Raw genomic sequence first — 14610 nt, forward strand, 5'->3', positions numbered from 1 at the left:
TTAAAGCTCTATGATTATAATGTTATCCTATACATTTCTTTCACTTTTTCATCAAATAAACAGGTTATGTCTTTAATATCATCCCAGACAATTAGCTCCTCATCCATGATTGCCTTAATAAAAATAGCATTCTTAAATAAAAGATTGACGATCGCGCGCTTCTGCTCTAATTCAGAAAATGAATTTAAGAATTGATAGATCTCTCCGAAATCCTTACTGAGTATATAAATCACAAAGTTCTGTAAGATGAAATTCAGACAATATTCACTATGGAAATTTCCCTGATTAAGAAGATTGACAACATCGCGTATGATGATCTGCTTATTATCCAGGTAAGCCTTAATGAAATAGCTTGAATCGTTGACCAGATTCATATCGATAGAGACATCTGGAGAGGGAATTTTCAGCGCGAAGCCACCATTCTCAATCATATCGATAAGAGACAGATGTAAACACTTGGCAGCTTCTATTTCATCTTTATTAATAGCAATTTCTGCTGATAGCTTCTCATAATTTTCTATATAGAAGTCATAATAGTCAGAGGCATAATCTTTTAATGCAATATTTGAAGCAGTGTGAATAATTTTTCCCGAATCACTTATAGAAAATGCATTTAAAGTTTCTTCATTAACGGGATGGGAAATCAAAAAATATCGAAATAGAAATTTTCTATACTTTATAAGTTCAGATGTATCATCCTCATTTTTGCTCATATTTGACAACTGGAAGAAACAATACATCTTCATAAATGCATTTATACGATTATATTGGTTTATCTCAGGAACTGTTGTTACAGAGTTAACCGTAAAAATGATATGATGAAAAACCTGTTCATCATAGACGTTCAGCAATGGATATTTATCTATAAGGAGAATCGTTGTGTCAGGATTATATTTATAATGAGGATCTTCAGGTTGTAAGTCTAAATCCCACTCACAAAAGCTTTCATCTTCACTTTTTTTGAAAAATAATTGTGTCGTATTATCATCACAAGAAGAATATTCAAACTTATCAAAATAAATATTATCTTCAATTTCCTTTTGCATTAAACAAAAAAAGTAATTTTTGAATATCTTATCGACACAAAAAATTATCTCTTTCTTTTCTTTTTGCATTTTTGTATTTCCTCTACACTAACGCTTTTTATATGCTTATTGAAATCATCTATCATGTCAGATCCGATGCCTCTCGCTCCTGGCTCGTTCGGTTTGGAAAGAATATTTTTTGTTTGGGCTGATTCTCTTCCAGCATCAGTAACTTTCCCACCATTAAGCATATCGTATCCTTCTTGAGTAATTTCAAAACGGGCTTGATGGGTAGGCTTAGGATTAGTAGTTGCATCATAATTGGCACCATCAATATTAATCCACTTTGCCCGTCGGTCAGGACGACCATTAGTCATTCCTGGAACTAATCCCCCAGCACTTTTGGTCAGGTCAGCTTCAGCTGCGCTCATGTTACGAGTAACAATATATGTCTTGCCACGAGCCAACCCCAGCGGATCCACCCACACCAGCGGGTTCGGCGCATACTGGTAAAGATTTATCCCGCCCGCGAGCCCAATCGGGTCCTGGCTGATAAAGCGCCCCGCGTCAGGATCATAGTAGCGGAAGCGGTTATAGTGCAAACCCGTCTCGGCATCAAAATACTGCCCCTGGTAGCGTAACGGCTGATACACCGGCTCGCCGGCGCGTGTCTCAATGTGTTCCACGCGAAGCGTGTTGCCCCAGGCGCGGTATTCGGCCCGCCAGGCGATTTCGCCGCCCGTGCCCGTCAGCTCGCGCGGCATCCCCGACACATCGTTGTGATACCAGTACACCTCTGCGTCGTGTTCGGTGTCGCCCTTACAGAGGCTGATTTGCGCCAGCGGCGCGAAGCTGTCGTCTTCGTAAATCCACAGGAAGCTGCGCCCGCCGCGTGATTCACTCAGCAGGCGGTTGCCGTCCCACACAAAGGTCGTCACGCCAAACGCGTCCTGCTTCCAGCTGCGTCTGCCGAAGGCGTCATAACCGTAGGTGGTGCGCTGCTCTGCGCTGTTACGCACCGTGACGGATTCCGCGAGCTGATGCTCCGCGTTCCACCGGAACCGCTGCGTGGTATGCCGGGCGATATGTTTGGTGATGACGTTGCCGAAATTATCGTAATCCCAGCGTTTGTCCTCATACACGCGCAGGCGGTTATCGTGCAGCGGTGCCGCGCCGTTGTCACTCAGGAGGTTATGGGCCGGGTCGAAGGCGAAATGCTCTTCGCGGGCGCGGGTCAGGCGGCCCAGCGCATCGTAGTCATAACGATGCTCGCCCGTGTATTTATCCACCATCTGCAACAGCTGGCCGTCGCGCCGCCAGGCGTAATCGCGCGCGACCGCGATTTTCCCGTTACGTCCCGCGCGCTGGCTGACCAGCCGCCCCATTTCATCATGGACATACTCGCTGCTGATGGTGCCCTGCGTGCGGCGAATTTCCCGGTGCAGCACATCACGCTCGCTTTCGCTGATAACCCGGTTGCCGAGATTCACCTGAATACGGTGGCCGCTGCCGTAGTAGAAGTTTTTCAGCTCGCGGCCATCCGGCAGGGTGGTGACGGTGCGGTTGCCGAGCTCGTCATACTGATGACGTAATTCGTGGCGGACGCCGCGAATAAGGTTACGTTCGAGCGTCAGCTGGCCGGCGGCGTCCCACTCCAGCTCCACGCGGCCGCCGTGGTTGATGCCCGCAATCAACCGCCCAAGGGAATCATACCGGTAACGGGTGCGCTGCCATTGCGCCTCGCCGCCGCGCGCGACCAGTTTTTCCAGCAGCCTCCCGGCCTCGTCACGCTGGTAATGCGTGCGGATGAGGGTGCCGTCTCCGTTGCCTTCTTCCTCGCGCACCGTCGGGAAACCGCCCGCGTCATAGCGGTAACGGGTGGTGCAGCCGTCAAACCCGGTCTCGCGGATGAGAGAGTCGCGCAGGTCATATTCCATCTCATAACGCGCGCTGTTTTCATTGATCAGCGTGATCAGGCGGCGCGCCAGGTCATATTCATATTTCACCTGATGCCCGAGCGCATCAATACGCGCCAGCGGCAGGCCATCCGGCGCCAGTTTCCATTGTGTAAGCTGCCCCTGCGCGTCGCGCCAGGCGGTAAGGCGCTGCCAGCGGTCAAACTCAAAGGTCTCCGTCGCGCCATCCGGGTGAACAATGCTCAGCGGCAGGCCATCCTGCCGGTTGTTTATCAGCGTGCGGTTGCCCGCCGCGTCAATCTGCTCTTTCAGCCAGCCATATTTGTCATAGCCGAAAGTGGTGGTACGCCCGGAACAATCCGTGTGGCTGATAAGAAAGTTGGCGCTGTTCCAGGAGAGGCGCTGAATACCCGCCGCCGCATCGCGAATGCGCACAAGGTTGCCGCGATCGTCGTGGTTATATTCCGTGATACGGCCCAGCTCATCCATAAAACGAATCAGGTTACCGGCCACGTCATAGGCGTATTCGCGTGTGCCGCCCTGCATATCGGTGACGCGCACCGGCAGGTTCCAGCGTTCGTGGTAGTCGATGCGCGTCATCTGTCCGTCCGGCTCAGTCACGGCGGTACAGTTGCCGCGCTCATCGTAACGGTAGCGCGTGACGCGGCCTGCCGGGTCGGTCAGCTGCGTCATTTGCCCGCGAACGTTGCGACGGAACCGGGTATAGCCGCCAGCGGCGTCCTGATAGGCGAGAAGCTCATGGTTGTCGTCATACTCGTACCGCGTCACGCGCCCTAATGCATCGGTCACCGTGGTGCTGGCCGCGCCATACTCAAACCGCCATTCGCCGCCGAGACTGTCGCGATGCGCCAGCACTTTCCCGGAAGGATCATGTTTATCGTAGTGATAGAAACACTCCATTTCGCCCGCGCGGCGGTGCGCCACCATGATGTGGTTGCGGTAACGAAATTCGCGCAGCACCTCGCCCTGGCCATTCCTGACGGCGATGAGATCGCCCTGCGGCGAGTAGTCGTAGCGGCACAGGCTTTCGGCGTTGAGCGGGTCGGAGGGGTGACAGACGCTGACGCCGACAATACGTTCAACCGTGTCGTTATCCGCAAGCGTAAGCCTGCCGAAATGGACGATAAAACGCCGTCCGGCGCTGTCGGTTATCTGCTCAGGCTGATGATGCGCGTTGTAGTGCAGCGTCAGGCGGTTGTCATGCCGGTCGCTTATCGCTGTGAGCAGCCAGCGGCCCGGCTGTGCCTGGTGCGTAAAATGCCAGCAGCGCGCTTCATCGGCGGTAAAAATACGGAACTCGCCCGGCTGTGGCTGCGAAAGCGAAAGCTGTTCATAGCGGTGCAACCTCGGCGGGTGGCCCGGCTCTGGCCACGGGAACTCGATTTCGCGCCCCTGTTCATCGATAAACAGCAGGATGTCATCCTGCGCGCGAACCTCCAGCGACAGCGGTAAAAACCACCCCTGCCCGAGCCAGCCATTGCTTATCTCATCGGAAAAATAGTAGCGCTGCCAGTTAAGCGGCACGGATGCCGGAAAGGCAAAGTCGTTATCTTCATTACCGAACAGGACTTTGATACCCAGAATAGCGTTGACCGGGCTGCCGACCAGCGGCTCGACCGCGGCGGTATTCGGGATTTTGCACGGCTCGGTCTCTTTTTTCGCCTTGCCTTTATCGCTGCCGCCCTTTTCACTGCCTGCTTTTTTGGCTTTGACCGCGTCTTCCGCACCTTCTTTGGCGGCTTTGCCTTCGGCTTTGGCTGCCGCTTTTTCGGCTTTAAACGCGGATTTTTCGGCGAGTTTCGCGGTTTCTTTTACCAGCCCTTTCGTCGCGCTGGCCGCTTCTATCGCTTTGCCGGCTTTCACCGCCATTTTACCGGCTTTAAATGCCGCGCCGCCGCCCGGAACGAAGTTCGCCGCCGCGGAGGCCGCGGATAATGCCGCGTTGCCGTAGTCGCCTTCAGCGGCATAAATCGCCGCGTTCGCGCCGTCGGCGACGACGCCCAGCACCGGCACCGCCCCTAAAACATCCAGCCCGGTATGGACAATATCGCCCCAGTCGCCCCACCAGCTTTTCTTTTTAGGCGGGTTAGCGCTGCCAGCCGCGACCTTGCCTTTTGGTGCCGGCGCATATTGTAATTTACCGATAGTATTTCCTGTCGCCATGTAAATTCCCTGCGATGGATTGCGTGTTCTTAATAAAAGCGTTTTGGTTTATTGCATTGCGCAATAAACGCAATAATATCTTTTTAAAATGCTCCGGTAATAACGTTACCTTGCATAATAGTAAGCAGTGGTATTTAGCATTAAATACCCATCAGAACCGGACGCATCTCAAAAGTAAATATCGCCCCGGACAGGAGCGATAGAATAAGAAAATAAATTAATCAGCAGCGGGTGGCCAGTGTAAACCCTTGCGAATAGCGAGTTGACGCACCTCTTCTAACTTATCCGTCGTTCTTTTATTGCTGTCTTTTTCACGCTCGATGGCGTCAGCCAGTAGCTTCCCAAAATTCAGGCCGTTCTGGTTTTCAATATTCGGGTTGGCACCATAATTGAGTAAATATTCAACCTGATCCAGTTCCATGCCTGCTAATGCCACCATTAATACCGTTTTCCCGGCACTGTCGGTTTTATTAACATCAGCCCCTGCCGATAGTAGATATTTCATGACGGAAAATGAATTATCTGAAGCTGAATTAAAAAGTAAAGGCTGGTAGTTGGTCATGGCGTTGGGGCTAAGGCCGCCTTCAATCAGCGCTTTGATATAAGCAGGATTGTTGGAGCTTGCCATCACCGCAGCCGGGCTGCCGAAATCCGGGATATCCTGAAGCGGATCCGCGCCCGCTTTCACAAGCGCCTTCACAATCTCCAGCGATGTCGCATCGCCATTGGTCGCCTCTAATAGTGCGTACATCAGCAATGTCATTTCCTGACTGCCAGGTTTATTTAAGTTTGTGCTTTTGGCTAATGCTTTTACTTCGGAAAGATTATGCTCAGCAATAGCCTGAGCAAGCTGTAATTGTGTACCGCTAAAATAAACTTCCGGCGCTGCTTGTTTCATATTTGTACTTCCATGACCAGGTATTACGACAGAAAAGAGTGCCAGTCCTGCGAGGAGACTGCAAATTAGCCTTCGGAACGTCTTCATTCTGATCTCCTTATAAAGCCATCAGTATAGCCTCATCCTCTGCTTTTTCTGCTTCGATACAGGGAATGACCTGGCTCATAAAATGGCGGTTTATTGGGTTGCCCTGGCCGCCCGACATATCGTGTTTGATGCCCACTGCTGCGGGTAGCGCGGCAATAACTAACCCTACGCCCGCGCCAATAATGCCGCCAAACACCCCGCCGAGCTTTGCGCCCAGCGCGCCAAGCGCCCCGACCACGCCTATCGTGCCCAGCACGCCGGGCTCCTGCAGGCCGGTTAACACTTCACCTTTAACGCGGTAAGCGTTGATGTTCTCTGAGGTGACACTCTTCTCAAGCACTTTGCCGCCGTATTTCTCAACCGTTCCGCTGTTAAGGCCCGCCGCGTTGAACGTCCAGCCCGGCTTATTGCTGGCGCGCGAACAGGCGGAGGCGAGCCCGCCGCCCAGGGAATGGCCGACACAGTCAACGGGCGCGGGAGATCTTTTCAGAGAGGCGCCAATTTCAACCGCTTTTTTATAATACGGGTTGCTGACACCAAACGCCTGTTTGGCATTGACGCCCCAGTCCGGCCCCGATTGCGTGCCGCGAAAGACCACCGAAGGTTTCATATCCTTGCCGAAAACCGCTTCGTCTGGCTCATACATCCGCGCACGAAACTGCGGCGCGCCATTAGCACGCAAGTCGTTCGGCGAAAGGTTATATTTGGCGAGCGCCTGCGGGTCGTTAGAGATATCTTTCCAGCCTGCCGGGATCTCAGGAGTCGGTTTCGACGGATCGCGGGGCTCATACACGTAATCCGCCAGACGCGCTTTTTCCACCGCCACGTTATTCTGCTCAAGCCGCTGTGCCGCCGCCTGCGCTTTTGGGTCGCTGCTCTGTTTACCTTTCGCGATAAGCGCCTTACGCCGCTCCCAGGTCTCTTTCTTGGTGAAGTTTCCGCCACGGCCGCCGTTGGCTTTGCCGTTCATGGCGAACGTATCCTGCACGCGGTTAAGCGGACGCCCGCCGACGTTGGTATCCGGGCTGTGTTCGAGAGACCAGCAGTCGCCCTCCACCGTACCGCTCACCACGCCTTTATTGCGTCCCGCCGCATCGCCAATGGTGGTTGGCACAAAGCTCTGGTTATAAACAAAAGCGGGGTTACGGCCAAAATTCACCGAATCAACGGTGCTTTTTGAGGGCTCCAGCGTGGCGGTCACCGGGTAAGGCACCGGCGGCTGGATGCCCGGAGTAAAGCACATATCGGGGGCCAGGCAGACCAGCTTATATTTCCCGTTTTTACGGGCGGCAAAGTTCTCAGCCATGCGCGCCTCTTTTTTCCTTCAGGTTTAACAGCGACGGGGGCAGCGGCAAAAAGTCTGCCGACTCGCGATCGCTCAGCAGGTGCCGCGCGCGCGCGACCTGCGCGTGACGTTCTTCACGCGCGACAAAGCGCAGCTCGGTCATCACCGGCTCCATCAGCTCTGAGATTACCGTGCGATAGCTGCAATGCACTTTACGCGCGGGTACATCCACCACCAGCGTGTCGAGCGTCATGTCCTGCGCGACCCCGGCCCCTTTCTGCGTCATGATAAAAACAAACAGGCTTTCCACCGGCACCTGAAAGCGAATCTCCTGATCGGCTTTGTCACGCGCAGAGATGAGATATTTCAGTGTCACCGGTATCGCGCTTAAAGGCGCGGGCAGCGGAAACTGCAACAGCGGATGCGCGCCGCACCAGTAGTCAAAGCGAAAATCCTTCGGCAAAAAAGGATGACGGTTCTGCTTCCAGTTTTCGTCATAGGTACCGGCGTGCTCAACGCGTCCCTTCCAGCCGCGGCCATAGAAACCAAACCCGGCGGCCAGGCCCGCTTCATCAATCTTTTTCACCGGCTGGGTGACCCACTCAATCTGCGGGGCGGGCAGCCGGTCTTTTTTGAGGTGCTTTCTGACCTCGCGCGGGTACCAGCCCATCCCGACCGTGTTTTCCTGGGCTGCGACCACCTGATCATCCGGCAACGTATACATCCCACCCGCCGCATATTCGTAGCGCAGCTCCAGCGTCTGGAGGGGTTCAGGATCGGTCAGCCGCCAGCCTGCCATCACGTTCCACCACTCGCGTGGCCCGTGAATACGTAACAGGCGGGTCGTGTCGCCAATCTGCGCGCCCACCGTAAAACTGCCCGCGGGTTTATCCTGCGGCGCCCAGGCGCTGGCGTTAATGACGACATCCATCCAGGGTTTATAGGGTGCCAGATCGCTTTCAAACCGGACGCTACTGTAGCCCGGCTCGCCGTAATGGAGATCCTGTTCAACAAGTTCGCCCTGATCGTCGCACAGCGTCAGCGCGCCCGTGGCGATATCGAGATCGTAACTGACTCTGGCAACAACGGTGCTGAAGCCGTGATCGTTCTGGTCGAACGAATCAAACAGCATGGCCGGAAAGGCGCTGAGATTAGAGAAGTTTTCCATATCAGTTGATATTGATTTCCGTACCGTCGATGTCGATGACCTTTTCGCCGACCATCTTGATCTTGTTGGCGCTAAGCGTAATGGTGCCGTTCTGTTCCAGCACAATCATCGATTCCCCGCAGACCAGCGTGATTTTGTCTTCCGCGCTGAAATCCGCCGTGGTGCCCGCTGACAGGCTGAGATCTTTACCGGAGTTCACCGAATATTTGAGCGCCACGTTATGCATCTGCATCGCGCCGACGTTAGTCATCCAGCCTGCGCCGACGTTCAGCACATATGCCGCGCCAATATTGGTGTTTTGCGCGAGACCGACGTTCAGCATGGAGGCGAGCGCGATGGTTTCGGTTTTGGTCTTATCGACGCGCAGCGTCTGGGCACCGTTAACGGTCACGCTCTGGTTTTGCCCGATACGCACGTCTTCGTTCTGATCGACCGTCTCGGTACGGTTGGAATGAATAGTGATGGTTTCGTTGCCATCCACCGTCTCTGTGCGGTTCTGATGCACCGTGATCGTTTCATTTTCCACGACCGTTTCCGTGCGGTTTTTCTTCACCGTCGTGGTTTCATTCGCGCCAATGGTTTTGGTGCGGTTGCTGCCTACCGAATGCGTTTCATCGTTCTCGATTTCGGTATCCATATTCTTTTCAGCATGCAGCCACACCTGCTCCTCACCGGCCTTGTCCTCAAAGCGCAGCGCGTTGGCATTATCCGGCGAGCCGTCCTTCGAGCGGCTTAAAAAGCCCATCTGCGTGGCCGCGGCAGGCAGCGCCCACGGCGGCATGCTGGCTTCGTTGTAGACGCGGCCGGTAATCAGCGGGCGGTCCGGGTCGCCGTTGATGAAGTCCACCACCACTTCGTCGCCCACGCGCGGTATCTGTACACCACCGAAGCCCTGGCCTGCCCACGCGCTGGAGACACGCACCCAGCTTGAACTGGTGTCGTCACCCTTGCCGAGACGGTCCCAGTGGAATTTCACCTTCACCCGGCCATATTTATCCGTCCAGATGCTCTCGCCCTGCGGGCCGACCACCTTCGCCGTCTGCGGGCCGTAGGTGCGCGGCCACGGCGTTTTCTGCGCCGGGCGGTACGGTACATCCGCCGGTATCACCTCGAAGCGGATTTCATGCAGGGTGTTGCTGTCCGGGCCGCTGGCGTAGCGGTTCTCCTCGAAGCGGTAGTGGGCGATGGTGGTGAGGTACTCGCCGTTATCGCCGAAGAACGGCGCGTTGCGCAGCACAAAGGTGTGGCCGGGTGCGATGCCGAGCGCGGTCGCGGTGCCCTGCGTCTGGCGGTGCTCCACCTGCCAGCGCTCCTGGCGGATGCGGGCGTAGAACTCCCCGTGGCCGTGCTCCACAAAACGGCCCGGCCAGTCGTAAACGTCAATGCTCCCCGGCTGCGGCGACAGCGGGTTCTGCCGCGCCTGGAACAGCCAGGCGTTCGGCTTGCGGAAGTCATAGTCGTCGAGGCTGTAGATGCCCGGCGTCACGCTGTCCTCCAGCGCCCACTGGCTGATGCCCTCTTCGTCAGTGCTGCCACCGGACGGCGTGACGTGATACGGAATGGTCTCGTAGCCGGGGAATGGCTCGTACTGGCCCGGTGCATCCGTCAGCACCAGCGTGTGGCGGTCCTGCTCGTGGCGGAAGTGGTAGGCGATGCCCTCCAGCTCCAGCAGGCGGCTGATGAAATCGAGGCTGCTCTCCTGGTACTGCACGCAGTATTCCCAGACGCGGTAGCTGCCCGACAGCCGCTCTTCCATGTTCACCCGGCTTTCGCCCAGCAGCGTTTTCACTATCTGCGGCACCGTCTGCCCCTGGAAGATGCGCAGGTTGCGGTCGCGCTGCATCGGCCACAGGTCCGGCTCCACCGTCAGCTCATAGGCCGCGTAGCGGGTGCCGGAAAGCTCCACCGCGCTCACCGCCACGCGGGTCACCTTGCCGTTAAGATAGCGCGGCGTCATCAGCGCCTGGGTCGGGATGGTCACCGTCACCGGCTGGCCCAGCAGCGCGCTGCGGTCAGCGCGCGCGTCGGTGCCGAGCAGCGTCAGGGTGAACATGAACGGCTCCGACAGCGCCTCGCGCCCGGAGAGTTTCCAGAAAAGCAGCCCCTCGACCGGGAGCTGAACGGTGATTCGGTTGAGCATAGTCTTCATTCCATAATGTCTTATGCGATCGCGTGCGTAGCGGCAAAGCAGAAAGGGAGAAAACCCGCGGCATCAGAAATGATATCGCCTGCATAATCAGAAATTATGCAGGCGCGTCAGCGGGTAAGGTCGTGCAGGAATTATTTAACCGGGGCGGGCGGCCATTTTCCGCCGTGCTCAATGAGCTTCTCTTTTATTTCGTTCAGCGATTGATAATGTTCGCTGCCTTCCTTAGCACCATTCAACAATCGTTGCAGTTGGTTACCCATCGTCCAGCCATTGTCGGCTTTGATTTCCGGGTCGGCGCCGCGATCAAGCAACAGCAGAACATGGTCGTGTTTCCCGTAATCCAGCGCGTCGATCAACAGTGTATTGCCGAGCGAATCAGTGATGTTGATATTCGCGCCCGCATCCAGCATGGTTTTGAGCGTGTCAGTATTTTTGGCTTTGATCGCCTGAAATATGATGGGCTCATGGAATGTTTTATCTTTCGCGTCCGGAGATAAGCCGCCGTCGAGCATCGCCTTGATCCAGTCGCCGCTGTCGGCTTTCAAAACATATTCGGCGGGGCTGCTTTTACCCTCCGGGCGCGGCTGGAGCGGATCGGCTCCTGCCTTCACGAGAACGGTAATAACCTTCAAATGTTCTGGCGTTTTTTTATCGTTGATGGCGTTCATGATAGACCAGAACAACAGTGTCATATCGTGCTGGCCGGGTTTATTCAGGTCGGTTTCCGACGCGAGTTTTTCGACGTCTTCAACCTTGCCGTCTTCGATAGCTTTAGCAAGCGTCAGTTGCTGGCCGCTAAAGTAGTCCTGCGGATTTAAATCCATATTTTGCTTACACCCCTGAATCATGAAGGTAAAACACAGCGCGAGGCATCCCCAAAAGAGTTTGTTCACAGGCGGCTCCCGATGATGGCAATATCCTCATCTTTTTGCTGCTCGATACAGTTAATCGCCTGCCCGATGCCGTGGCGATCAAGCGCGCCTCCTGTGCCACCGGGCAAATCGTGTGGAATGCCTGCGGCATTTGGAGCGAACGCCGACACGCCCTCTTTTAAAAGCGTCGGCACAGGGAGGCCTTCCATCGACTTAAGATCTTCCCAGACATTCACTTCCTGCACTTTCGTCAGCAATTCGCCCTCAACGCGGTAGGCCTGGATATCATCGGTTTTACCCAGAATGCTGCCTCCATATTTTTCCACGGTGCTGCTATGCAGCCCGGCGGCGTTGAAGGTCCAGCCCGGTTTACCGCTCGCCATGGAGGTCGCAGAGGCGAGGCCTCCCCCTAGTGAGTGTCCGGCGACATCAATATTCTGCCCGGATTTTGCCAGTATGTTCCCCAGATTGACTGCCTTCCTGTAATAGGCAGATTCCATTCCCAGTCCCTGCGCGCCGTTATTAGACCAGTCAGCGATATTTTTTATCGGTTCGGACATTGATACGAATTCAGGTGCTCTCGACCCCCTGAAAACTAACGTCGGGTTCATGTCATTACCAAATACGGCAGTATCCGGTTGATAGACACGTGCCAGAAAATCAGGTGCCTCTTCGTTGTCGTAAAGCATATTTTTCTTCAGACCAAATTTATTCAGAGCATCGACATCATTACTGATGTCCTTCCACCCCTCCGGCACGTCCGGCGTCGCCTGTAACGGATTCGTGGTTTTATAGATATTCTCCGCAAGCTTGGCTTTTTCGACGGCGATGTTGTTATCGGCAAGACGCTTCGCGGCAATCTGCGCATCAGGGTAAATGCTGTTGTTGCCCTTGCTGATGAGATCTTTTCGCGCCTGCCAGCGTTCCGCCTTGGTCATCGCTTTTAGCTGCGCGGCGGTCTGCTTCATATCTTTGCCCGGCGTCGCCAGCTCAGGGCCCGCTGCGGCTTTCGATTTCACCACCTGGGTTGGTCTGACAGTCGGCGGCGGAAGCGTCCGATAGACACGCACCATCGAGCCGTAGCGAACGATGATGTAACCCAACGGAAACATCAGCGACCGGGGCGCGTGGGTCGGCTCCAGCTCGCCTTTTTCATTGATGTAATAAAGCTCGGTGGTGGGCGACCAGGGCCGCGAGCTTTCATCAATCGCCACCAGGTTGCCATGCCAGAATTCATCGGCAATCAGCTTGCGTAAGTCACGCCCGGACTGATACGGATTCGCGCGGGTAGAAGGTTGAAACAGCTCGTAACGCGTAAACAGCGAGCGCACGGCGTTATCCGGCACAGACATTATCCACTGCGCGGCGATGTCAGGACGCATGATCCTCTCAAACTGCGCAGGGGGGATGAATTCCTTGAAAATAGAGACAATTTTGATGTGGTACATACGTGTTGTCCTGTAGCGGGTATTCACCTGCCGGCATTTTATGAAGGTATAAGCCGGAGACAGGACGGGAGGCGTCGTGGGGTGGCGGCGGGTAATACACCGCCGCTAACGCCTCCCGGTATCCTTACGGGTTTACAAGCCAGGTACCCGGACGGGAGACATTGATGGTCTGACTGCGGGTCTGGCCGCGACCTTTGATGGTCAGCTCATAATCGCCGGTCGGCAGTTGCAGCGAGGCGAAGCCGTTCTCAGCCGGCGTCACGGTCTGCGTTTTGCCGTTAAGCGCCAGCTGCTCGCCCTCGCCCATGCGCACGTAGATCTGCGCCACCAGCGCGCCCTGTACCGGCGCGTTTTGCGCAGGCGCGGCGTCCTGCGTGGTCGTGGTCGCCGGCGCGGTCGTGGTGTTCTGCACCGGCGGCTGCGCAGGCGCTTGTTCACGCGGCGCGCTGTCGTTGCTGGCGGTTTCCGGCGCAGGGTTATCCCCGCTGCCGCCAAACAGCAGCCCACCGGCAACCAGGCCCACCAGCACGCCTGCGGCAATCAGCCCCGGCATTTTGTAGCGGCGCCAGCCGGTCTCGGCGGCAGGCGTGGTCTCTTCTTCTTCCACCGGCACCAGCATGGTGCCCGGCTTTTTGACGCTCATGACGTCATCCAGCCCGGCGACCGGCATTTCAATCAGCGCGGCGAATTCATCAATCGACTGCGGACGGTCTTCCATTTTCAGCGCCAGCGCACGGTCGATGGCCTGTAACAGCGGCAGCGAATAGCCTTCCGGGCGCAGCTCGGCGAGCGGACGGTAGCTGTCAGCGATGCTGCGCACCACGCTCACCGGCGGCGGCGAGCCCATAATCAGCGTATGCAGCACCGCGCCGAGCGCGTAGATATCGGTCCACGGGCCCTGCTCGCTTTCGTTGTCGTCGGTGTATTGTTCAATCGGCGCAAAGCCCGGACGCAGCATGGTTTCCGTCTCATCGGAGACGTTGCCGATACTGCGGCGCGCGGAGCCGAAATCCAGCAGCACCGGCAGGCCGTTATCCTGGATCTGAATGTTATCCAGCGAGATATCGCGGTGCAGGTAGCCTTCGTCATGAATCGTTTTGATGGCCCCGAACAGCATCGGCAGCGTGCGGCGGATCCACGCCTCGTTGATCATCTCCGGGTGCTGTTTGCTCAGGCGCGACAGCGTGGTGCCGCTGTAGAACACGGTGCCCATGTAGGCGGTGTCGTTTTGCACCCAGAAGCGCAGCACGTGCAGCAGGTTCGGGTGGTTGAAGCGCGCCAGCAGACGCGCCTCCTGGATAAAGCTGTTCAGGCCCGCGGTAAACGCTTTGCTGAAGCGGTCGCTGCGCAGCACCAGGCGCATGTCGTCATTACGCACCGCCAGCGAGGACGGCATAAACTCTTTAATCGCAATGGTACGCTCAAGCTGATGATCCCAGGCGCGATAGACAATGCCGAAACCGCCACCACCAATCACTTCCTTAATTTCAAACTCATTGAAACGGTAACCAATCGGCAGGGCGTTGGGTACAGTCCGGTTGTTTTCGTAATCCGTCATGTTTGGAAAACTCTCTGCTT

Annotated in this window: 9 protein-coding genes; all 9 read right to left on the bottom strand. The window is 55.7% G+C overall.

What is annotated here, in order from left to right; all coding sequences use genetic code 11:
* Window positions 1–14: 14 nt before the first annotated feature.
* Window positions 15–1115, bottom strand: a complete 1101-nt coding sequence (locus tag CSK29544_RS04225) for a hypothetical protein (RefSeq protein ID WP_007897341.1) — start codon at window positions 1113–1115, stop codon at window positions 15–17.
* Window positions 1091–5125, bottom strand: a complete 4035-nt coding sequence (locus CSK29544_RS04230) for an RHS repeat-associated core domain-containing protein (protein ID WP_007897339.1) — start codon at window positions 5123–5125, stop codon at window positions 1091–1093. Before CSK29544_RS04230 ends, CSK29544_RS04225 begins: the two co-directional genes overlap by 25 nt.
* 217 nt (window positions 5126–5342) lie before the next feature.
* The gene (locus CSK29544_RS04235) at window positions 5343–6023 is read right to left on the bottom strand and encodes an ankyrin repeat domain-containing protein (protein ID WP_007897337.1); all 681 of its coding nucleotides are present in this window, start codon (window positions 6021–6023) and stop codon (window positions 5343–5345) included.
* Window positions 6024–6120: 97 nt separating this feature from the next.
* Window positions 6121–7416: a DUF4150 domain-containing protein gene (locus CSK29544_RS04240; RefSeq protein ID WP_007703926.1), complete on the bottom strand. Its 1296-nt coding sequence runs from the start codon at window positions 7414–7416 to the stop codon at window positions 6121–6123.
* On the bottom strand, window positions 7409–8563 hold the full coding sequence (locus tag CSK29544_RS04245) for a DUF2169 family type VI secretion system accessory protein (protein WP_007897335.1): 1155 nt from the start codon (window positions 8561–8563) through the stop codon (window positions 7409–7411). Before CSK29544_RS04245 ends, CSK29544_RS04240 begins: the two co-directional genes overlap by 8 nt.
* A 1-nt stretch (window position 8564) precedes the next feature.
* Entirely contained in the window at window positions 8565–10703 is a 2139-nt protein-coding gene (locus CSK29544_RS04250; protein WP_015387111.1) for a type VI secretion system Vgr family protein, read from the bottom strand.
* A gap of 140 nt (window positions 10704–10843) precedes the next feature.
* Window positions 10844–11605 (bottom strand): ankyrin repeat domain-containing protein, encoded by a 762-nt coding sequence (locus CSK29544_RS04255; protein WP_007889010.1) that lies wholly within the window; start codon window positions 11603–11605, stop codon window positions 10844–10846.
* Window positions 11602–13032: a Tle-like phospholipase domain-containing protein gene (locus CSK29544_RS04260; RefSeq protein WP_007853550.1), complete on the bottom strand. Its 1431-nt coding sequence runs from the start codon at window positions 13030–13032 to the stop codon at window positions 11602–11604. Before CSK29544_RS04260 ends, CSK29544_RS04255 begins: the two co-directional genes overlap by 4 nt.
* A gap of 124 nt (window positions 13033–13156) precedes the next feature.
* A complete protein-coding gene (locus tag CSK29544_RS04265) occupies window positions 13157–14590 on the bottom strand; it encodes a serine/threonine protein kinase (RefSeq protein ID WP_007797886.1) in 1434 nt (477 codons plus the stop codon).
* Window positions 14591–14610 lie beyond the last annotated feature (20 nt).

Source organism: Cronobacter sakazakii (genome assembly GCF_000982825.1).
Lineage (GTDB): Bacteria > Pseudomonadota > Gammaproteobacteria > Enterobacterales > Enterobacteriaceae > Cronobacter > Cronobacter sakazakii.

Excerpts from the sequence above, each read along its gene's own strand:
- CSK29544_RS04230 (WP_007897339.1), bottom strand. The coding sequence starts at position 5,125 with ATGGCGACAGGAAATACTATCGGTAAATTACAATATGCGCCGGCACCA.
- CSK29544_RS04240 (WP_007703926.1), bottom strand. The coding sequence starts at position 7,416 with ATGGCTGAGAACTTTGCCGCCCGTAAAAACGGGAAATATAAGCTGGTC.
- CSK29544_RS04235 (WP_007897337.1), bottom strand. The coding sequence starts at position 6,023 with ATGAAACAAGCAGCGCCGGAAGTTTATTTTAGCGGTACACAATTACAG.
- CSK29544_RS04250 (WP_015387111.1), bottom strand. The coding sequence starts at position 10,703 with ATGCTCAACCGAATCACCGTTCAGCTCCCGGTCGAGGGGCTGCTTTTC.
- CSK29544_RS04265 (WP_007797886.1), bottom strand. The coding sequence starts at position 14,590 with ATGACGGATTACGAAAACAACCGGACTGTACCCAACGCCCTGCCGATT.
- CSK29544_RS04260 (WP_007853550.1), bottom strand. The coding sequence starts at position 13,032 with ATGTACCACATCAAAATTGTCTCTATTTTCAAGGAATTCATCCCCCCT.
- CSK29544_RS04225 (WP_007897341.1), bottom strand. The coding sequence starts at position 1,115 with ATGCAAAAAGAAAAGAAAGAGATAATTTTTTGTGTCGATAAGATATTC.
- CSK29544_RS04245 (WP_007897335.1), bottom strand. The coding sequence starts at position 8,563 with ATGGAAAACTTCTCTAATCTCAGCGCCTTTCCGGCCATGCTGTTTGAT.